This window comes from Achromobacter sp. SX5, from assembly GCF_056711425.1.
In genome coordinates, this window is the sequence record NZ_CM160041.1 from 818,130 (window position 1) to 835,845 (window position 17,716).

The window sequence follows — 17,716 nt, forward strand, 5'->3', positions numbered from 1 at the left end:
GGTATCCGCTATCCTTTAGGGGATGGCGGCCCGCACAAGCCGTGCTGTCTACGGAACCACAGTGATATGAGTATAACGATAGAACACATCCGCGCCGCGCTGCGCGCCGCGCAAGACCCGAATACCGGTCTGGATCTGGGCGTTTCTGTAAAAGATCGTGACATTCAACTGGACGGCGGGCGCGTCGCCGTGGCGCTGGAACTGGGCTATCCCGCCGACGCCGCCACCCTCGAACAGGTGCGCGGCATTGCGCAAGCTGCGCTGGCCGGCGCCGGCGCGCCCGACGCCCAGGTCTCGGTGACCTGGAAGGTCGCGGCGCACGCGGTGCAGAAGACGCTCAAGCCCCTGCCCAACGTACGCAACATTATTGCGGTGGCCTCAGGCAAGGGCGGCGTGGGCAAGAGCACCACGGCGGTGAACCTGGCGCTGGCCCTGGCCGCCGAAGGCGCCAAGGTCGGGCTGCTGGACGCCGATATCTACGGCCCCAGCGTGCCGACCATGCTGGGCGTCTCGGGACGCCCCGAGAGCCGCGACAACAAGACCATGGAGCCGCTGGTCGGCCACGGCGTGCAGGCCAACTCCATCGGCTTCCTGATCGACGCCGATTCGCCCGCCATCTGGCGCGGCCCGATGGTGACACAGGCGCTCGAACAACTGTTGCGCCAGACCAACTGGCGCGATCTGGACTACCTGATCGTGGACATGCCGCCGGGCACGGGCGACGTGGCCCTGACGCTGGCGCAGAAGGTGCCGGTGGTGGGCGCCGTCATCGTCACCACGCCGCAGGACGTGGCGCTGGCCGACGCGCGCAAGGGTCTGCGCATGTTCCAGAAGGTCGACGTGCCCATCCTGGGCGTGGTCGAGAACATGGCCATCCACATCTGCTCGCAGTGCGGGCACGCCGAGCACATCTTCGGCGCGGGCGGCGGCCAGCGCATGGCCGAGCAGTTCGAGACGCCGTGGCTGGGCAGCCTGCCGCTGACCCTGGCGATCCGCGAGCAGACCGACGCCGGCACGCCCACCGTGGTGTCCGACGCAGGCAGCGAAGCCGCGGGGCTGTACCGCGCCATCGCCAGGAAGTTGGCGGCCGGCGTGGCCGCGCTTCCCCGCGATATGGCCGGCAAGTTCCCGTCCATCGTCGTGCAGCAACCGACCTGAAGCATGCGGTGGGCAGCGCGCGCCTTCTTGGCAGGATGTTGTGTGATGGCGGGCGAGGCGCTGGCCAAGCGCCCGGAGATCATCGTGGACCCGGGCGGCGTGCCGCCGGCCGCGCTGCAGGCCATCACCGAGGCGGTCGACGCCATCGCGCGCCTGGCCGAAGACCAGGACGGCGGTGAAATCAACCGGCTGCGCCGGCGCGCGCGCGACGCGACGCTGGCGGCGCTGGCCACCCAGGGCTATTTCTCGCCCACGGTGACGCTGGAAGCGGGCACCGACATCGGCGGCGAAACCTGGGACATCGGCATCGTCTCGGGCAAGCGCACGACCGTCGGTTCCGTGGACCTGAAATTCACCGGCCGCATCACGCGTCCGGAGTACGCCGACCGCGTGCGCAAGCTGCGCGACGACTGGCAGCTGAAGGTCGGCCAGCCGTTCATCAACAGCGACTGGAACAAGGCCAAGGCCACGCTGCTGGATTCGGTGTCCACGCGCGATTTCCTGCTGGCGCGCATGACCGCCTCCGAGGCCGAGATCCAGGCCGACGAGGCCACGGCGGCGCTGCGGGTCACGATAGACAGCGGGCCGCAGGTGCGCATGGGCGAACTCACCGTCCTGGGCTTGAAGCGCGTGCCGGAAAAACTGATCGACCGCTACGTGCGTTACTCGGAAGGCTCGGCCTACGACCAGGACCGGCTCGACCAATGGCAGCAGGACCTGCAGTCCACCGCGTTTTTTCGCGGCGCCTTCGTGTCGCTGCAGCAGCCCGGCGACGAGAGCGCCCAGCCCACCGATCCCGTCTCGGACCGGGCCCGCGCGCCGGGGGCGGCCGACGCCGCGACCTCGGCGCCGGCGGGCGACCCGACCGTGTCCGGCGCCGTGCCGCCGCCGCCCGCCAAATACGATTCCGACGGCGACGTGACCCTGCCGGTGCAGGTGCGCGTGGTCGAGGCGCCGCCCAAGCGGCTGTCGGTCTCGGTGGGCGTGGACGATACGGCCGGCGCCAGGCTGGAGAGCCTGTACCGCCAGAACGTGGTGTTCGGCCAGCCGGTCACCATGGAGACCGGCTTCGGCGTGGACCGCCTGCGCCAGCGCGCCTACCTGGACATCTTCATGCCGCCCACCGAGCGCGGCTACAAGGACTCCATCGGCCTGCTGGCCGACCACTCCGACATCGAGGGCCTGGACGTGACGCGCTACGCGCTGGGCGCGACGCGCACGCAGCTGCGCAAGGGCGCCGGCGACAGCCGGGTCGAATACGAAACCCGCTGGGGCATGCTGCTGGCGCACGACCGCGTCAAGATCGACGGCGGCGACGAATACACGCTGCCCACGCTGACCGGCACGGCCGAGTGGCTGCGCCGCGACGTGGACAACAAATACGATCCGCGCGAAGGCAACCTGATCGCGGTGGGCGGCGGCGTCGGCGTCACGCTCGACACCGGCGAGCCCTACACCCGCCTGCGGCTGCGGGCGCAGAAGTGGTGGCCGATAGGCAAGCGCGACGTGCTCACGGTGCGCGGCGAGGTCGGCCGCCTGTGGGCCAAGAGCGACGTGCAGGTGCCCGACGACTTCGGTTTCCGCACCGGCGGCGCGCGCTCGATCCGCGGCTACAAGTACCAGAGCATCGGCGTGAAGCGCGACGACGCGATCGTGGGCGCGCCCACGCTGCTGGTCGGCAGCATCGAGTACGACCACTACTTCAATGAGCGCTGGGGCATGGGCGTGTTCGTGGACGCGGGCGACGCCGCCGAATCCTTCGGCGACATGTCGCTGGCGCTGGGCTACGGGGTCGGCGCGCGCGTGCGCACGCCGGCCGGCCCCTTGTTCCTGGACGTCGCCTACGGCCAGCGCGAGCGCGACCTGCGCCTGCATTTTTCCCTGGGGATTGCGTTTTGAAGCGCTTGCGCAAGTTTCTGCGGCATGTGCTGGTGTGGTGGCTGCCGGGCCTGGCGATGCTGGCCGTGCTGGCCGGCGGCTTCGTATTCTGGTTGGCCGGCTCGCAGAACGGCACGCGGCTGCTGCTGACCACGGCCGCGCAGCAATTGAACGGCCAGGCGCTGGACGTGAACGGTTCGCTGCTGCGGGGCCTGACGGTGGGCCGGCTGGAGCTGGATTTCGACGGCACGCACATCGGCATCGATGGCCTGAGCCTGAACGTGCATTGGCGCGCGCTGGGCGACCGGCGGCTGCACGTGCGCGAGATCGCGGCCGAATCGGTGCAGGTGGCGCTGACCTCCACGCCCGAAACGCCCGCGGAGGCCGGCGACGACGCGCCGTTCACGCTGCCCGAACTGCCGGTGGACATCGCCGTCGACCGGGTGGCGCTGGGCGCGTTCGAACTGCGGCAGGACGGCGAGCCGCTGCCGGCGACGCTGGGCGGCCTGGAAGCCACGTTCGCCGCTGGGCGCACCGGCGGCGCGCAGCTGCGCATCGCGAGCCTGCGGGTCGGCCACGAGGTTGGCACGGCCGACCTGAGCGGCCAGGCCGATCTCCAGGCGCTGGCCGACCCCTGGCCGTTCACCGCGCGGCTGGACGTCACGGCGCACGGCGCCGGCCCCGATTCTCCGCTGTGCGAGCCGGAAAGGCTGCGCGACCGGTATCAACCCAAAAAGCCCCCCGTGTCCGCCAGGCAGGCCCGGGAACAGGCCGCGATCCGCGCCGCGACCCAGGCCCCGGGGGCGCCGCCGCCGGCGCTGGGCGAGGGCGCGCCGTCCTGTCAGGTCTTGCTGCGCGCGGATGCCGCCGGTTCGCTGGACGGCATCCAGGCCAAGCTCGACGGTTCGGGCTCCGGCCTGGTGCTGGACGTGGTCGCCGACCTGGCGCCGCGCACGGCCCTGGTGCTGCGCAGCGCCCGTGCCAACGTGGCGTTGCCGGACAAGTCCGCGCTGGCCGCGCAGTTCGACCTGCAGCCGGGGCAGGGGCGCGACCGCCTGACCGGCTCGCTCAGCGCCCAGCGCCTGGACCTGACGCCGTGGCTGGGCGAGGCCATTCCCCCGGCGCTGCTGAGCCTGCGCGCCGACGTGCAGGCCGAGATCGAAAATCTGAGGCAGCTGCGCCACGCCGGCGTGGACCTGCGCTTCGAGGAAGGCAGCCGCTGGAACCGCCAGGCCCTGGCCGGCGCGCTCAAGGCCCAGGTGGACGTGACCGGCTCCGGCGCGCCCGCCGAGGCCTCCGGCGCCGCGGCTGATCCCCTGGCCGGCCTGCGCATCCACGGCCTGGACGTGGACCTGAAGCTGGGGCGCAACCGCGTGCGCGCCAGCGGCGAGCTGGGCGCGGCCGACAGCGCGCTGACGCTGGACGTCCAGGCGCCGCAGCTCGATGCTTTCTGGCCGGACGTGCCCGGCGGCGCGGAGCTCAAAGGCAAGCTGAGCGGAACGGCGGCCGCGCACCGCGGCGATCTCACCGCCAGCTACACGCCCGCCAAGCCGCGCCCCAAGCAGCTGGGCGCGTCCAAGGCCCAGGCCAGCGTCACGTTCACGGGCGGCTGGGGGCTGGGGCGCCAGGGCGAGGCCGACGCCGCCCTGACCGGCTGGCGCGGCGAGTTCTCGCGCCTGAGCGCCGATACCGCCGGCTTCACGGTGACGGTGGACCGGCCGGTCGCCGTCGCCTATCTGCCGGCGGCCGTCGCGCCGCAGTGGCAATGGCGGGTCGGCCAGACCGCGCTCAGCCTGACCCTGCCGGGCAAGGAACGCCTGACGCTGGCGCACAAGGGCTCGCGCGGCGGCGGCAAGCGCTGGGAGACGGCCGGGCAGGCCGACAATCTGGTCATCACCGCCGCCATGGCGCGCCAGGTGGCCGCCGCGCTCGATCCCGAGGCCGCGGCGCGGCTGGGCAAGCGCCCGGGGCGCGTGAACGCCATGATTCCCGAGGGCCAGCGCCGCATCGCGCTGGACGCGTTGTGGGACCTGAAGTTCGACGGCCGGCTGGCCGGCGCCGCGCGGCTGTCGCGCCGCGAAGGCGACCTGCTGATCCCGGGCGATCCGCCCACGCCGCTGGGCCTGCGCACGCTGGTGCTGGACCTGAACGCCACGCCCATCTCGGCCAACGCCAGCCGGCTGGACGCCAAGCTCAACGTGGTCACGGAGAAGATGGGCGTGGTCAGCGGCACCGGCAGCGCGGTGCTGCTGGTCGACGCCAAGGGCGGCATGGCGCTGGACGCGCGCCAGCCGCTGCGCGCCAAGCTCGACGCCGACATCGCCGACCTGGGCTGGCTCGGCCTGTTCGTGGGCGACACGATGGAAGTCGGCGGCACGCTCAAGGCCAACCTGGAGGCGCAGGGCACGCTGGCCGGCAAATGGAGCGCCAGCGGCAATATCCGCGGCGACAAGCTGCGGGTGGTGCGGATCGACGACGGCGTGCGCCTGATCGACGGCACGCTGGCCGCGCGCGTGAACGGCGACACGCTGGTGCTCGACAGCCTGCGCTTTCCGGCTTCGCTGCGGGTCATGCCGGCGGAATGGCGGACCAAGGAATGGATCACCACCAACCCCGGCGCCAAGGATGGCTACGCCGAGGCCAAGGGGCAATGGAACTTCATCGACGGCGGCGGCAACGTGCGCCTGACCCTGTACCGGTTCCCGGCGCTGCAGCGCTCGGACCGCTACGCCATGGTGTCGGGCACCATCGACCTGAAGGCGGCCATGCCGCGCCTGGAGATCGTGGGCGACCTGAAGGCCGACGCCGGCTGGTTCAGCCTGGAGATCCTGCAGGGCGTGCCGTCGCTGGACGATGACGTCAAGGTGCGCCGCGCCGGCGACGACCCCAACACGGTGTCCACCCCGCTGCAGACCAGCATGGACCTCAAGTTCGACATGGGGCCGCGCTTCTACATCACCGGCATGGGGCTGGACGCCGGCCTGCTGGGCGCCATCCAGATCCGGCTCAACGAGGGCCGGCTGACCGGCTGGGGCCAGCTGCGCACGCGCGGCGGCGGCATCGAGGCCTATGGCCAGAAGCTGCGCCTGAGCCGCGGCACGCTCACGTTCCAGGGGCGGCTGGACAATCCGCTGCTGGATATCGAGGCCCTGCGCACCGGCGAGCAGGTCGAGGCCGGCGTGAAGGTGGTGGGCACGGCCCAGCGCCCGCGCATCGACCTGGTGTCCTATCCGGACGTCAGCGACGTCGAGAAGCTGTCCTGGCTGCTGCTGGGCCGCGGCCCCGACGAAAGCGGCGGCGACGCCGCGCTGCTGATGTCGGTGGGCACGGCGCTGCTGGGCGGCGGGCAGCCGTTCTACAAGCAGTTCGGGCTGGACGACGTCAGCATCCGCACCGGCAACATCGGCAGTTCGGGCAGCCTGCTGCCCGACCGCACCGTGGCCGGCGAAGTCAACCGCGACAGCGACAGCCAGCTGGCCACGCAATTCCTGGTGGCCAGCAAGTCCTTCGCCAACGGCATCACGCTCAGCGTCGAGCAGGCGCTGGCCGGCAGCGACACCGTCGGGCGGGCCAGCTACCGCCTGGCGCGCGGCCTGTCGCTGGACCTGAAAGGCGGCTCGGTCAACGGCATCGAACTGGTGTACCGGACCTTCTTCGGCAACTGAGGGGGACGGCGCCGTTCCCCCGCCTCGGGCGGGGGCCGTCCGCTCGGGATAAAATGACGGCCATTCCATCCCCTAGCACCATTGCCACCATGAGCATCAAAAGCGACCGCTGGATCCGCCGCCAGGCCGAAGCCGGCATGATCGAACCCTTCGAGCCGGGGCAGGTTCGCACGGCCAATGGCGGGCGCATCGTCAGCTACGGCACCAGCAGCTACGGCTACGACGTGCGTTGCGCCGACGAGTTCAAGATCTTCACCAACATCAATTCCACCATCGTCGATCCCAAGAATTTCGACGAAGGCTCGTTCGTGGATTTCAAGGGCGATGTCTGCATCATCCCGCCCAATTCGTTCGCGCTGGCGCGCACCGTCGAGTACTTCCGCATCCCGCGCAGCGTCCTGACGGTCTGCCTGGGCAAGAGCACCTATGCGCGCTGCGGCATCATCGTCAACGTCACGCCGCTGGAACCCGAATGGGAAGGCCACGTGACGCTGGAGTTCTCCAACACCACGCCGCTGCCGGCCAAGATCTACGCCGGCGAAGGCTGCGCGCAGATGCTGTTCCTGGAAAGCGACGAGATCTGCGAAACCTCGTACCGCGACCGCGGCGGCAAGTACCAGGGCCAGCGCGGCGTGACGCTGCCGCGCACCTGAGGCCTCAGCCGGCCGGTGCGGGCGCCGGCCGCAGGTAATCGATATCCCATTCGCCTTCGCCGGTCTGGACGAATCCATGCCGGCGGTAGAAGCGGTTCGAGTCGCTGCCGCGCAGCGCGCCCACGCGCACCGGCAGCCCGAGGCGGTCGGCCTCGTCCAGTATCCGCCGCAGCACCTGGCCTCCCAGGCCCTGGCCCGAGGCGTCGGGCCGCAGGTACAGATGGTCCAGGCGCAGGCCGTCGCCGTCCGGGCGCAGCGCATAAAACCCCACCCGTTGCCCGTCCAGCTCGATGGACCAGGTATGTTCCGGCCGGAACGTGGCGCGCAGGCGCGAGCGCGCGCGCTGCGGGTCGAAGCGCCCCAGGCGCTCCAGGCTGGGCCGCATGGCCTCGATGCGCAGCGCCAGCAGGGCTTCGAAATCGGCTTCGCCGACCGGCTCGTAGCGCAGCGCCGGCCGCGCCAGCGCGTCATAGCCCTGTCCCAGGAACTGCAGGATGCAGATGCCGTGCCCGTACGGATCGCTCAGGTGCGCGATGCGGCCCCAGTCATGCGACACCGCGGGGTCTTCCAGCCGCGCGCCGGCCGCGACGGCGCGCTCGACCGCGAGATCGGCGTCGTCCACCACCACGTCCAGATGCACCGGCGTCCAGTGCCGCGCATAGTCGCGCGGCTGGCGCGTGGCGCCCGCGGCGGGCGTGCCGGCGGCTTTTTCGAGCAGGTAGATGGGCGCTTCGGCGCCGCGCATTTCGGCCACCTTGGAGCCCAGCCTGCGTTGCAGCCGCAGCCCGAAGGCGCGGCGGTAGAAATCGATGGCGGGTTCCAGCTCGGGCACGTCGATATTGACGAGGATACGCATGGGAGTCGCTTCTGTGGTTGTCGGGGGCGCTCAGCGGGCCGGCAGCGCCAGCGTCATCAGGGTTTCGTCGTAGTAGCGGCCGTCCACGCACAGGGCCTCGCGCTCGCGCCCGTATTCGACGAAGCCCAGGCCGAGATACAACGCGGCCGCGGCGGCGTTGTTGGAGGTCACGCTCAATTGCACGTGGCGGATGCCGCGCATGGTCGCGGCGTGCGCGATGGCGGCCTGCATCAGCAGCCGCGCCAGGCCGCGGCCGCGCCGCTCGGGCGCGACGTAGACGCTCCAGATGTGCGCCTTGTGGCGCATCTTCAGCTTGCCCTGCCGCGCCACCCCCACGATGCCCGCCAGCGCCGGTCCGTCGAACGCGCCGAACATCGCGCCGTCGTTGGCCGGCGCGATCCAGGCGCGTATGTCTTCCAGTGTCAGGGTGTGTTCCTCTTCGTAACTCGATCCGAACGATTCGGGCGTTTCGACCAGCGCGTCCAGGCGCAATTGGCGCAGGGCCGCGGCATCGGCGGGAACCAGGCGACGGACCAGGGGAGGAGACATGGAGAGTGTTGGGAATAGGTAACGTTTTGAGGGCGTTTGGGGCAGTATAGAGGGTCGGGTTGCCTATAATGGGTTTAATGCCGCTTGCGGTTTTCACAAAGGAGCCATCGATGTTCGGTTTCCTCAAGATAAACCAGGACGCCAAGCGCAACGAAGTCCAGGAAGAATTCGTAGCGCGCGTGGCGGATGCTGCGCAGGACTTTGTCCAAGCCGCCGGCCAGACCGGCGCAGTGCTGGACTACTCACCATCCAGCGTGCACGCGCTCGATGAAGCGCTGGAGGCCGCCCACCTGGGCAATCTGCCTCTTACCCCCATGCAGACCGTCGGCGCCGCCGCCTACCTCTACGAGGTCGGACGCCGCGCGCACGGCGGCCTGTACGAAGTGTGCGACGACGAGGACCCGGTGGTGCTGGTCTGCGGCGAACCCGGAACCGAAGTCTGCTTCGGCGCGATCGCCAAGGTCGAACGCCGCATCCGCTACGGCGCCGCCGAAGCGATTCCGCCTTATTTCGAGCAATTCATGGCGGCGCTGCAGGCGGGCGAGGCCCGCACCATCCGCTAGCGGCCGGCGGGCGGCGCATTGACAGCGCCGCCGGTTTTCCAGACACTGGATCGGCCCACGCCTGGCCTCAGCTCCTACCAGGTCGCCTGCATCGCTGCCCGAACGCGATGCGCCACCAGGAGACTGACATGCCCCCACCGCCCGCCCGCATCCTCGTCACCGGCGCCGCCGGCCATCTCGGCCGCAAGGCCCTGGCCATCCTGGCGCGCCAGCCCTGGTGCGCGCAGCTGACCGGCATCGACGTGCAGGTCGACGCCGGCGCGTTCGATCCGGCGCTGCGCGAGCGCCTGACGCTGGTCGCGGCCGACCTGGAGCGTCCCGACCCGGCCTGGACCCGCCATTTCGCCGACGTGGACGCCGTGGTGCACCTGGCGGCCCGCCACTCCACGCCCGACGCCAGCTGGGAAGAGGCGCTGGCGTCCTACGGCATGACCCTGAACGTGCTCACGGCCGCCGCCACGCACGGCGCGCGGCGGCTGTTTTTCTCCTCGTCCAACCACGTCATGGGCGGCTACAAGGACGAGCCGCTGGCCGCCTCGATGGGGCCGGGCAGGCTCACCGTGCGCTGCGAACCGGCGCCGGGCACGCGCTGGTTCGACGGCGAACGCGAAGTGCATGCGCTGGCCTACGCCACCTCGAAGGCGATGGGCGAGCGCCTGTGCCGCGCGTGCTCGGCCATGACCGGCGGCCGCCTGTCCACCGTGGCCGCGCGCATCGGCTGGATCCTGCCGGGCGACAACGATCCGCGCGACATGACGTATTCCGGCGTGGCCCACCGGCGCGCGCCCGACCCGCAGGCGCTGGACGAGCCCGCCCGCCGCGCCCTGGCGTGGTTCCACGACATGTGGCTGTCCAACGGCGATTTCGAACGCCTGCTGGTCGCCGCCCTGACCGCGGACGCTTCGGGCTGGCCCGACGGCAGCGTCATCGTCAACGGGGTGTCGGCCAACCAGGGCAGCGCCTGGGACGTGGAGGACGGGCGCGCGACCATCGGCTACGCGCCGCGCGACGACGTGCGGCGGCGCCTGCGGGGCTGAGCAGGGGCGTTCGGGCCGGCGCGGCCGGGGCGGGTTTTAGCGTGATCACAACGGCGTTCGGGCCATTTCGGGATTTCCCTTAGGCCTGCAGGAAAAACCGCCCTACAATTCGCCCATTCCCGCCGCCCCGGCGGGTGCTCGCGCCGTCTGTCATCAGGCGGATTTTTACCAGCTGTACATTCGTGTCGCCGTACGCGACCGATTCCGCCTTGCCCCCAGGAGCGCCCGCATGAAATTCCGCTTCCCCATCTTCATCATCGACGAGGACTACCGTTCCGAGAACGCGTCCGGCCTGGGCATCCGCGCCCTTTCCGCCGCGATCGAGGCCGAGGGCGTCGAGGTGATCGGGGTGACCAGTTATGGCGATCTGAGTTCCTTTGCCCAGCAGCAGAGCCGCGCCAGCGCCTTCATCCTGTCGATCGACGACGAGGAATTCGACGAGGACTCGCCCGAGGACGTGGCCAGCGCGATCAAGAACCTGCGCGCCTTCATCGGCGAGCTGCGCTTCCGCAACGCCGACATCCCCATCTACCTGTACGGCGAGACCCGCACCTCGGAGCACATTCCGAACGACATCCTGCGCGAGCTGCACGGCTTCATCCACATGTTCGAGGACACCCCCGAATTCGTGGCGCGCCACATCATCCGCGAAGCGCGCAGCTACGTCGACGGCCTGCCGCCGCCGTTCTTCCGCGAACTGGTCAAGTACGCGCAGGACGGCTCGTACTCGTGGCACTGCCCCGGCCACTCCGGCGGCGTGGCCTTCCTGAAAAGCCCGGTCGGCCAGATGTTCCACCAGTTCTTCGGCGAGAACATGCTGCGCGCCGACGTCTGCAACGCGGTCGACGAACTGGGCCAGCTGCTGGACCACACCGGTCCCGTGGCCGAATCCGAACTGAACGCGGCGCGCATCTTCCACGCCGACCACTGCTTCTTCGTGACCAACGGCACCTCCACCTCCAACAAGGTGGTGTGGCACGCCAACGTCGCCGCCGGCGACGTGGTGGTGGTGGACCGCAACTGCCACAAGTCGATTCTGCACGCCATCACGATGACGGGCGCGATCCCGGTGTTCCTGCGTCCCACGCGCAACCACCTGGGCATCATCGGCCCGATCCCGCTGGAAGAATTCCACCCGGACAACATCCGCAAGAAGATCGAGGCCAACCCCTTCGCGCGCGAGGCGGTGAACAAGAACCCGCGCATCCTGACGCTGACGCAGAGCACCTACGACGGCGTCATCTACAACGTCGAAATGATCAAGAAGCAGCTCGGCAGCTACGTCGACACGCTGCACTTCGACGAGGCCTGGCTGCCGCACGCGTCCTTCCACGAGTTCTACCAGGACATGCACGCCATCGGCCAGGACCGCCCGCGCAGCCAGGACGCGATGGTGTTCGCCACGCACTCCACGCACAAGCTGCTGGCCGGCATCTCGCAGGCCTCGCAGATCATCGTGCAGGAATCCGAGACCCGCAAGCTGGACCGCAACGTCTTCAACGAAGCCTACCTGATGCACACGTCCACCTCGCCGCAGTACGCGATCATCGCGTCCTGCGACGTGGCCGCGGCCATGATGGAGCCGCCGGGCGGCACCGCGCTGGTCGAGGAAAGCATCCGCGAGGCCATGGACTTCCGCCGCGCCATGCGCAAGGTGGAATCCGAGTTCGGCAAGAACGACTGGTGGTTCAAGGTCTGGGGCCCGAACCGCCTGGTGTCCGAAGGCATCGGCAACCGCGACGAATGGATCCTGGAGTCCAACGACCACTGGCACGGCTTCGGCGACCTGGCCGAAGGCTTCAACATGCTGGACCCGATCAAGGCCACGGTCATCACCCCGGGCCTGGACATGTCCGGCAGCTTCGGCGAAACCGGCATCCCGGCCGCCCTGGTCTCCAAGTACCTGACCGAGCACGGCGTGGTGGTCGAGAAGACCGGCCTGTATTCGTTCTTCATCCTGTTCACCATCGGCATCACCAAGGGCCGCTGGAACACGCTGCTGACCGCCCTGCAGCAGTTCAAGGACGACTACGACCGCAACCAGCCGCTGTGGCGCATCCTGCCGGAATTCTGCCGCGACCATCGCCGCTACGAGCGCATGGGCCTGCGCGACCTGTGCCAGCAGATCCACGAGGCCTACCGCGAGCGCGACGTGGCCCGCCTGACCACCGAGATGTACCTGAGCGACATGGTTCCGGCGCTCAAGCCCTCGGACGCGTTCGCCCGCATGGCGCACCGCGAAGTCGAGCGCGTCGAGATCGACAAGCTGGAAGGCCGCGTCACCGGCGTGCTGCTGACGCCGTACCCGCCGGGCATCCCGCTGCTGATTCCGGGCGAGCGCTTCAACCGCACCATCGTCCAGTACCTGCAGTTCGCGCGCGAGTTCAACGAACGCTTCCCCGGCTTCGAGACCTACATCCACGGCCTGGCCGACGAAGTGGGCGAGGACGGCGAGAAGCGCTACTACGTCGACTGCCTGAAGGAAGAGTGACGGGTCGCGCGTGTCGATGTTCGATGTAGCCGTGATCGGCGCCGGCGCCGCCGGCATGATGTGCGCAGCGGTGGCCGGCCAGCGCGGCCTGCGCGTGGTGCTGGTCGACCACGCGCAGCGCCTGGCCGAAAAAATCCGCATCTCCGGTGGCGGACGCTGCAACTTCACCAACATCGGCGCCGGGCCGGCCAACTTCCTGTCCGAGAACCCGCATTTCTGCCGCTCGGCCCTGGCGGGCTACACGCCGCAGGACTTCCTGGCGCTGCTCAAGCGTCACCGCATCGCCTGGCACGAGAAGCACCGCGGCCAGCTGTTCTGCGACGATTCCAGCGAATCCATTATCGACATGCTGCGCGCCGAATGCGACGCCGGCGCGGTGCAGTGGCGCATGAACTGTCCGGTGGCCGAGATCGGCCACGGCGAACAGGGCTACACGCTGCACACCGGCCAGGGAACGATCCGCGCGGCCAAGCTGGTGGTGGCCACCGGCGGCATGGCGATTCCGCAGCTGGGCGCCACCGACTTCGGCCTGAAGATCGCGCGCCAGTTCGGCCTGAAAGTGGTCGAGCCGCGGCCCGCCCTGGTGCCGCTGACCTTCGATGCCGCGCAATGGCAGCCGCTGTCGGAGCTGTCCGGCGTGGCGCTGGAAGTCGGCCTGCACACGGGGCAGGGCAAGGCGCGCGGCGAATTCCTGGAAGACCTGCTGTTCACCCATCGCGGCCTGTCGGGGCCGGCCATCCTGCAGATATCCAGTTTCTGGAAGCCGGGCGAACCCATCGTGGTGGACCTGGCGCCGGGCCGCGACCTAGCCGCCGAGCTGCTGGCCTCGAAGTCCGGCAACCGCCAGCAGCTGCACACCGTGCTGGGCGGGCTGTGGCCCAAGCGCCTGGCCGACCGCTGGCTGCACCTGGCCGAGCAGGCCGGCAAGCCCGGGCTGGCGGCGCTGCGCCTGGCCGACGCGCCCGACAAGACCCTGCGCGCGCTGGCCCAGGACATCCACCAATGGACGCTGGTGCCCAGCGGTACGGCCGGCTACAAGAAGGCCGAAGTCATGCGCGGCGGCGTGGACACGCGCGGCCTGGACCAGAAATCCATGCAGGCCAAGGCCGTGCCCGGCCTTTATTTCATCGGCGAAACCGTGGACGTCACGGGCTGGCTGGGCGGCTACAACTTCCAGTGGGCCTGGGCCTCGGGCGTGGCCTGCGGGCGCGCGCTGTAGGACGGCGGCGCCGATAGCGCGCGGCTATGGCCGGGATGGAAATATCGGCGTTGCGGCGTTAAATAAAAATAAATATCATTTGTATTTCAAGGATTGAGTTCGCCCGTCCTATTTTGGGCGCGCCACCCACGGAGATACACATGGCCTACACACTGCCCCCCTTGCCGTACGCCTACGACGCGCTGGAGCCGCACATCGACGCGATGACGATGGAGATCCACTACAGCAAGCATCACCAGACCTACGTCAACAGCCTGAACGCCGCGCTGGAAGGGGCCGGCATCGCCGCCGACGAGCCGGTCGAAGCGCTGGTGGCGCGCCTGGAGCAGCTGCCCGAGGCCGTGCGCGGCGCGGTGCGCAACCACGGCGGCGGCCACGCCAACCACAGCCTGTTCTGGGCCGTGATGTCGCCGGCCGGCGGCGGCGCGCCCGACGGCGCGCTGGCCGCCGCCATCGCGTCCGAGCTGGGCGGCATGGACGCGTTCCGCGAGGCGTTCACCAAGGCCGCGCTGACCCGTTTCGGTAGCGGCTGGGCCTGGCTCTCGGTCACGCCCGAGGGCCGGCTGACGGTCGAGAGCAGCGCCAACCAGGACAGCCCGCTGATGCACGGCAATACGCCCATCCTGGGGCTGGACGTCTGGGAGCATGCCTATTACCTGAAGTACCAGAACCGCAGGCCGGAATACATCGCGGCCTTCTACAATGTCGTCAACTGGCCTGAAGTGGCGCGCCGCTACGCCGCGGCGCAGCGCTGAACGCGACTCTCTGAAGGAGGGCAGCGCCGTATGAATACCTTCAGCCGCCATCGTGTGCGGCCCGCCGCCACCAGCATCAGCGTCTGGACGCTGGCCGTGCTGGTTTCCTGCCTGGCCCTGCACCAGTTGTGGGCGTACCTGGACGTGCGCGCGCCGCACGTGGCCGACGCCTTGCTGGGCGGGCTGGTGGCGGCCGCCGCGACGGCGCTGGGCACCGTGCCCATCCTGTTCGCCCGCAGCATTCCGCAGAAACTGCAGGACAGCATGTTCGGCTTCGGCGCCGGCGTGATGCTGGCGGCCAGCGCCTTCTCACTGGTGGCGCCCGGCATCGCCGCGGCGCGCGGGCTGGGCTACGGCCCCTGGGGGGCAGGGCTTACGGTGGCGGGCGCCGTGCTGCTGGGGGCCGCGGTGCTGCTGCTCATGGACCGCACGCTGCCGCACGAGCATTTCATCAAGGGACGCGAAGGCATCGAGGCGCACCGGCTGCGCCGCACCTGGCTGTTCGTGTTCGCCATCACGCTGCACAACCTGCCCGAGGGCCTGGCCATCGGCGTGGGCTACGCCGGCAACGATCCCTTGCGCGGCACCGCGCTGGCCACCGGCATCGCGATCCAGGACATCCCCGAGGGGCTGGTGGTGGCCGTGGCGCTGCTGGCCGCGGGCTATCCGCGGGCCTTCGCGGCGGCGCTGGGCATGCTGTCGGGCATGGTCGAGCCCCTGGGCGCGGTGCTGGGCGCGGCCGTGGTCGGCTGGTCGGCGCCGATGCTGCCCTGGGGCCTGGGCTTCGCCGCCGGCGCCATGCTGTTCGTCATCAGCCACGAGATCATCCCCGAGTCGCACCGCAAGGGGCACGAGGTCTACGCCACCTGCGGGCTGATGCTGGGCTTCGTGCTGATGATGCTGCTGGATACCGCGTTGGGCTAGCACGGGCCGCGGTTCCCATTCCCTGCCGATGGCTTTCGTTGTATGCTTTCGCCGCTGTCACGCATGTTGCGGGAGAGAGCGGCCTGTCCATCCGGCCGCCGCCGAAGGCGCAATTCGCCCGGAATCGCTCAGGTAACCCATACCGCCCATGCTTGCCCCGTCCCGGTTTATCACCGCGTGGACACGGCAAAACAGTACTCTGGAGAGACCTGGCGCCGCCCCTGAAACAAGGGACATGTCGAGCAGCCCAGGCGCCGAAGGTGCAAACCCGCCTAGCGGGGCAACTCTCAGGCAAAAGGACAGAGGGGCGGAAGATTCAGCCGTAGTGCAGGGCGCAGCCCGCCTGGCACCACCGGCATTCCGTAACCCTGGCAACCAAGCCGCCCCGGAGTTTCCGCGCATGTCCGCAACCCTCAAACGCACCCCGCTAGCCGAAGAACACGTCGCCGCCGGCGCCCGAATGGTCGATTTCGGCGGCTGGGACATGCCGCTGGCCTACGGCTCGCAACTGGAAGAGCACCACGCCGTGCGCCAGGACGCGGGCATGTTCGACGTCTCGCACATGCTGAACGTGGACATTGCCGGCCCGGACGCATTCGCCTTCCTGCAGCGCCTGGTCGCCAACGACGTGGCCAAGCTGACCGTGCCCGGCAAGGCGCTGTACAGCTGCATGCTGAACCCGCAGGGCGGCGTGATCGACGATCTCATCATCTATTTCTTCGCCGCCGACGAATGGCGTGTGGTGGTCAACGCCGGCACCGCCGACAAGGACATCGCCTGGATGCAGCGCGTCAAGCAGGCCGGCGGTTTCGACGTGGCCATCACGGCCCGCCGCGACCTCGCCATGGTGGCCGTGCAGGGCCCCAACGCCCGCGCCAAGGTGTGGGCCGCGCGCCCGGCCTGGCAGGCCGCCACCGAGCCGCTGACCCCGTTCGTGGCCGCCGTGGTCGGCGATGACACGCTGGTGGCCCGCACCGGCTACACCGGCGAGGACGGCTTCGAAATCGTGCTGCCCGCCACCGAAGTGGTGCAGTTGTGGCGCGACCTGGCCGCCCAGGGCGTGCGTCCCTGCGGCCTGGGCGCGCGCGATACGCTGCGCCTGGAAGCCGGCATGAACCTCTACGGCCAGGACATGGACGAACTGATCCAGCCGAACCAGGCCGGCCTGACCTGGACGGTGTCGCTGAAGGACGCCGAGCGCCGCTTCATCGGCCGCGAGGCGCTGGAACAGTTCGCCACCCCGGCCGCCTTCCTCGGCCTGAAGCTGCAGGAACGCGGCGTCATGCGCGCGCACATGGCCGTGCGCACCAAGGACGGCATGGGCGAGCTGACCAGCGGCACCATGTCGCCCACGCTGGGCGTGTCCATCGGTTTCGCCCGCCTGCCGCAGAGCGTCAAGCCCGGCGACACGGTCGAGGTCGACATCCGCGGCAAATGGGTGCCCGCCCTGGCCTGCAAATTGCCCTTCGTGCGTAACGGCAAGGCCGTCGAACACTCGTAAACTCGAAGCTTCGCGCGGGACGCCATGGCCGCCCGCGCGAGGCGCGCAACACCATTCATCTACCCGTATTCCCAGGAGCTCCCATGAGTCTGCCCACCGATCGCAAGTACACCGAGTCCCATGAATGGGTCAAAGCCGAGGGCGACGTGTTCGTCGTCGGCATCACCGATACCGCCCAGGACCAGCTGGGCGACCTGGTTTTCGTCGGCGACGTGAAGGTCGGCGCCCAGCTGAAGGCCGGCGAGACCGCCGGCGTGGTCGAGTCGGTCAAGGCCGCCTCCGACATCTACGCGCCCGTGGCCGGCGAAATCGTCGCGTTCAACGAAGAACTCGAAAACAACCCCAACCTGATCAACGAATCCGCCTTCACCGCCTGGATCTTCAAGATCAAGCCGGTCAACGCCGCCGACGCCGACAAGCTGCTGGACGCCGCCGGCTACGAAGCCGTCGCCAACGGCTAAGCCGGT

14 protein-coding genes and 2 riboswitches are annotated in these 17,716 nt (G+C 69.5%); of the genes, 12 read left to right on the forward strand and 2 right to left on the reverse strand.

What is annotated here, in order from left to right; all coding sequences use genetic code 11:
• Positions 1-66 precede the first annotated feature (66 nt).
• The 4 genes from apbC to dcd all read left to right on the forward strand — a co-directional run bounded on the left by apbC (position 67) and on the right by dcd (position 7,354).
• A complete protein-coding gene (gene apbC, locus AC1M14_RS03800; RefSeq protein WP_102774043.1) occupies positions 67-1,158 on the forward strand; it encodes an iron-sulfur cluster carrier protein ApbC in 1,092 nt (363 codons plus the stop codon).
• Positions 1,159-1,161: 3 nt separating this feature from the next.
• Positions 1,162-3,057: an autotransporter assembly complex protein TamA gene (locus AC1M14_RS03805; protein WP_102774042.1), complete on the forward strand. Its 1,896-nt coding sequence runs from the start codon at positions 1,162-1,164 to the stop codon at positions 3,055-3,057.
• Positions 3,054-6,701 (forward strand): translocation/assembly module TamB domain-containing protein, encoded by a 3,648-nt coding sequence (locus tag AC1M14_RS03810; RefSeq protein ID WP_479731028.1) that lies wholly within the window; start codon positions 3,054-3,056, stop codon positions 6,699-6,701. Before AC1M14_RS03805 ends, AC1M14_RS03810 begins: the two co-directional genes overlap by 4 nt.
• A gap of 89 nt (positions 6,702-6,790) precedes the next feature.
• A complete protein-coding gene (gene dcd, locus AC1M14_RS03815) occupies positions 6,791-7,354 on the forward strand; it encodes a dCTP deaminase (protein WP_043546327.1) in 564 nt (187 codons plus the stop codon).
• Positions 7,355-7,358: 4 nt separating this feature from the next.
• Here the strand turns inward: dcd and AC1M14_RS03820 are convergent, their stop codons facing one another.
• Positions 7,359-8,210 (reverse strand): GNAT family N-acetyltransferase, encoded by an 852-nt coding sequence (locus tag AC1M14_RS03820; RefSeq protein WP_102774041.1) that lies wholly within the window; start codon positions 8,208-8,210, stop codon positions 7,359-7,361.
• A gap of 30 nt (positions 8,211-8,240) precedes the next feature.
• Positions 8,241-8,759, reverse strand: coding sequence for an N-acetyltransferase family protein (locus AC1M14_RS03825; RefSeq protein WP_479731029.1), 519 nt, complete (start codon positions 8,757-8,759; stop codon positions 8,241-8,243).
• 110 nt (positions 8,760-8,869) lie between these two features.
• On the opposite strand from AC1M14_RS03825, the gene AC1M14_RS03830 reads away from it, so the two are divergent.
• The 8 genes from AC1M14_RS03830 to gcvH all read left to right on the forward strand — a co-directional run bounded on the left by AC1M14_RS03830 (position 8,870) and on the right by gcvH (position 17,710).
• The gene (locus tag AC1M14_RS03830) at positions 8,870-9,322 is read left to right on the forward strand and encodes a hypothetical protein (RefSeq protein WP_102774039.1); all 453 of its coding nucleotides are present in this window, start codon (positions 8,870-8,872) and stop codon (positions 9,320-9,322) included.
• 128 nt (positions 9,323-9,450) lie between these two features.
• The gene (locus AC1M14_RS03835) at positions 9,451-10,359 is read left to right on the forward strand and encodes an NAD-dependent epimerase/dehydratase family protein (protein ID WP_479731030.1); all 909 of its coding nucleotides are present in this window, start codon (positions 9,451-9,453) and stop codon (positions 10,357-10,359) included.
• A gap of 229 nt (positions 10,360-10,588) precedes the next feature.
• A complete protein-coding gene (locus AC1M14_RS03840) occupies positions 10,589-12,850 on the forward strand; it encodes an arginine/lysine/ornithine decarboxylase (protein ID WP_102774037.1) in 2,262 nt (753 codons plus the stop codon).
• Between the two features lie 16 nt (positions 12,851-12,866).
• A complete protein-coding gene (locus tag AC1M14_RS03845) occupies positions 12,867-14,069 on the forward strand; it encodes a BaiN/RdsA family NAD(P)/FAD-dependent oxidoreductase (protein WP_102774036.1) in 1,203 nt (400 codons plus the stop codon).
• Positions 14,070-14,209: 140 nt separating this feature from the next.
• Complete coding sequence (locus tag AC1M14_RS03850) at positions 14,210-14,824, forward strand: superoxide dismutase (protein ID WP_111825861.1); 615 nt, start codon at positions 14,210-14,212, stop codon at positions 14,822-14,824.
• Positions 14,825-14,854: 30 nt separating this feature from the next.
• A complete protein-coding gene (locus AC1M14_RS03855) occupies positions 14,855-15,748 on the forward strand; it encodes a ZIP family metal transporter (RefSeq protein WP_102774034.1) in 894 nt (297 codons plus the stop codon).
• 59 nt (positions 15,749-15,807) lie between these two features.
• Positions 15,808-15,903: riboswitch (glycine riboswitch) on the forward strand.
• 34 nt (positions 15,904-15,937) lie between these two features.
• Positions 15,938-16,061: riboswitch (glycine riboswitch) on the forward strand.
• Between the two features lie 87 nt (positions 16,062-16,148).
• Entirely contained in the window at positions 16,149-17,249 is a 1,101-nt protein-coding gene (gene gcvT, locus AC1M14_RS03860; RefSeq protein WP_111825860.1) for a glycine cleavage system aminomethyltransferase GcvT, read from the forward strand.
• Between the two features lie 83 nt (positions 17,250-17,332).
• Positions 17,333-17,710, forward strand: a complete 378-nt coding sequence (gene gcvH, locus AC1M14_RS03865) for a glycine cleavage system protein GcvH (RefSeq protein ID WP_102774032.1) — start codon at positions 17,333-17,335, stop codon at positions 17,708-17,710.
• The last annotated feature ends 6 nt before the right edge of the window (positions 17,711-17,716 follow it).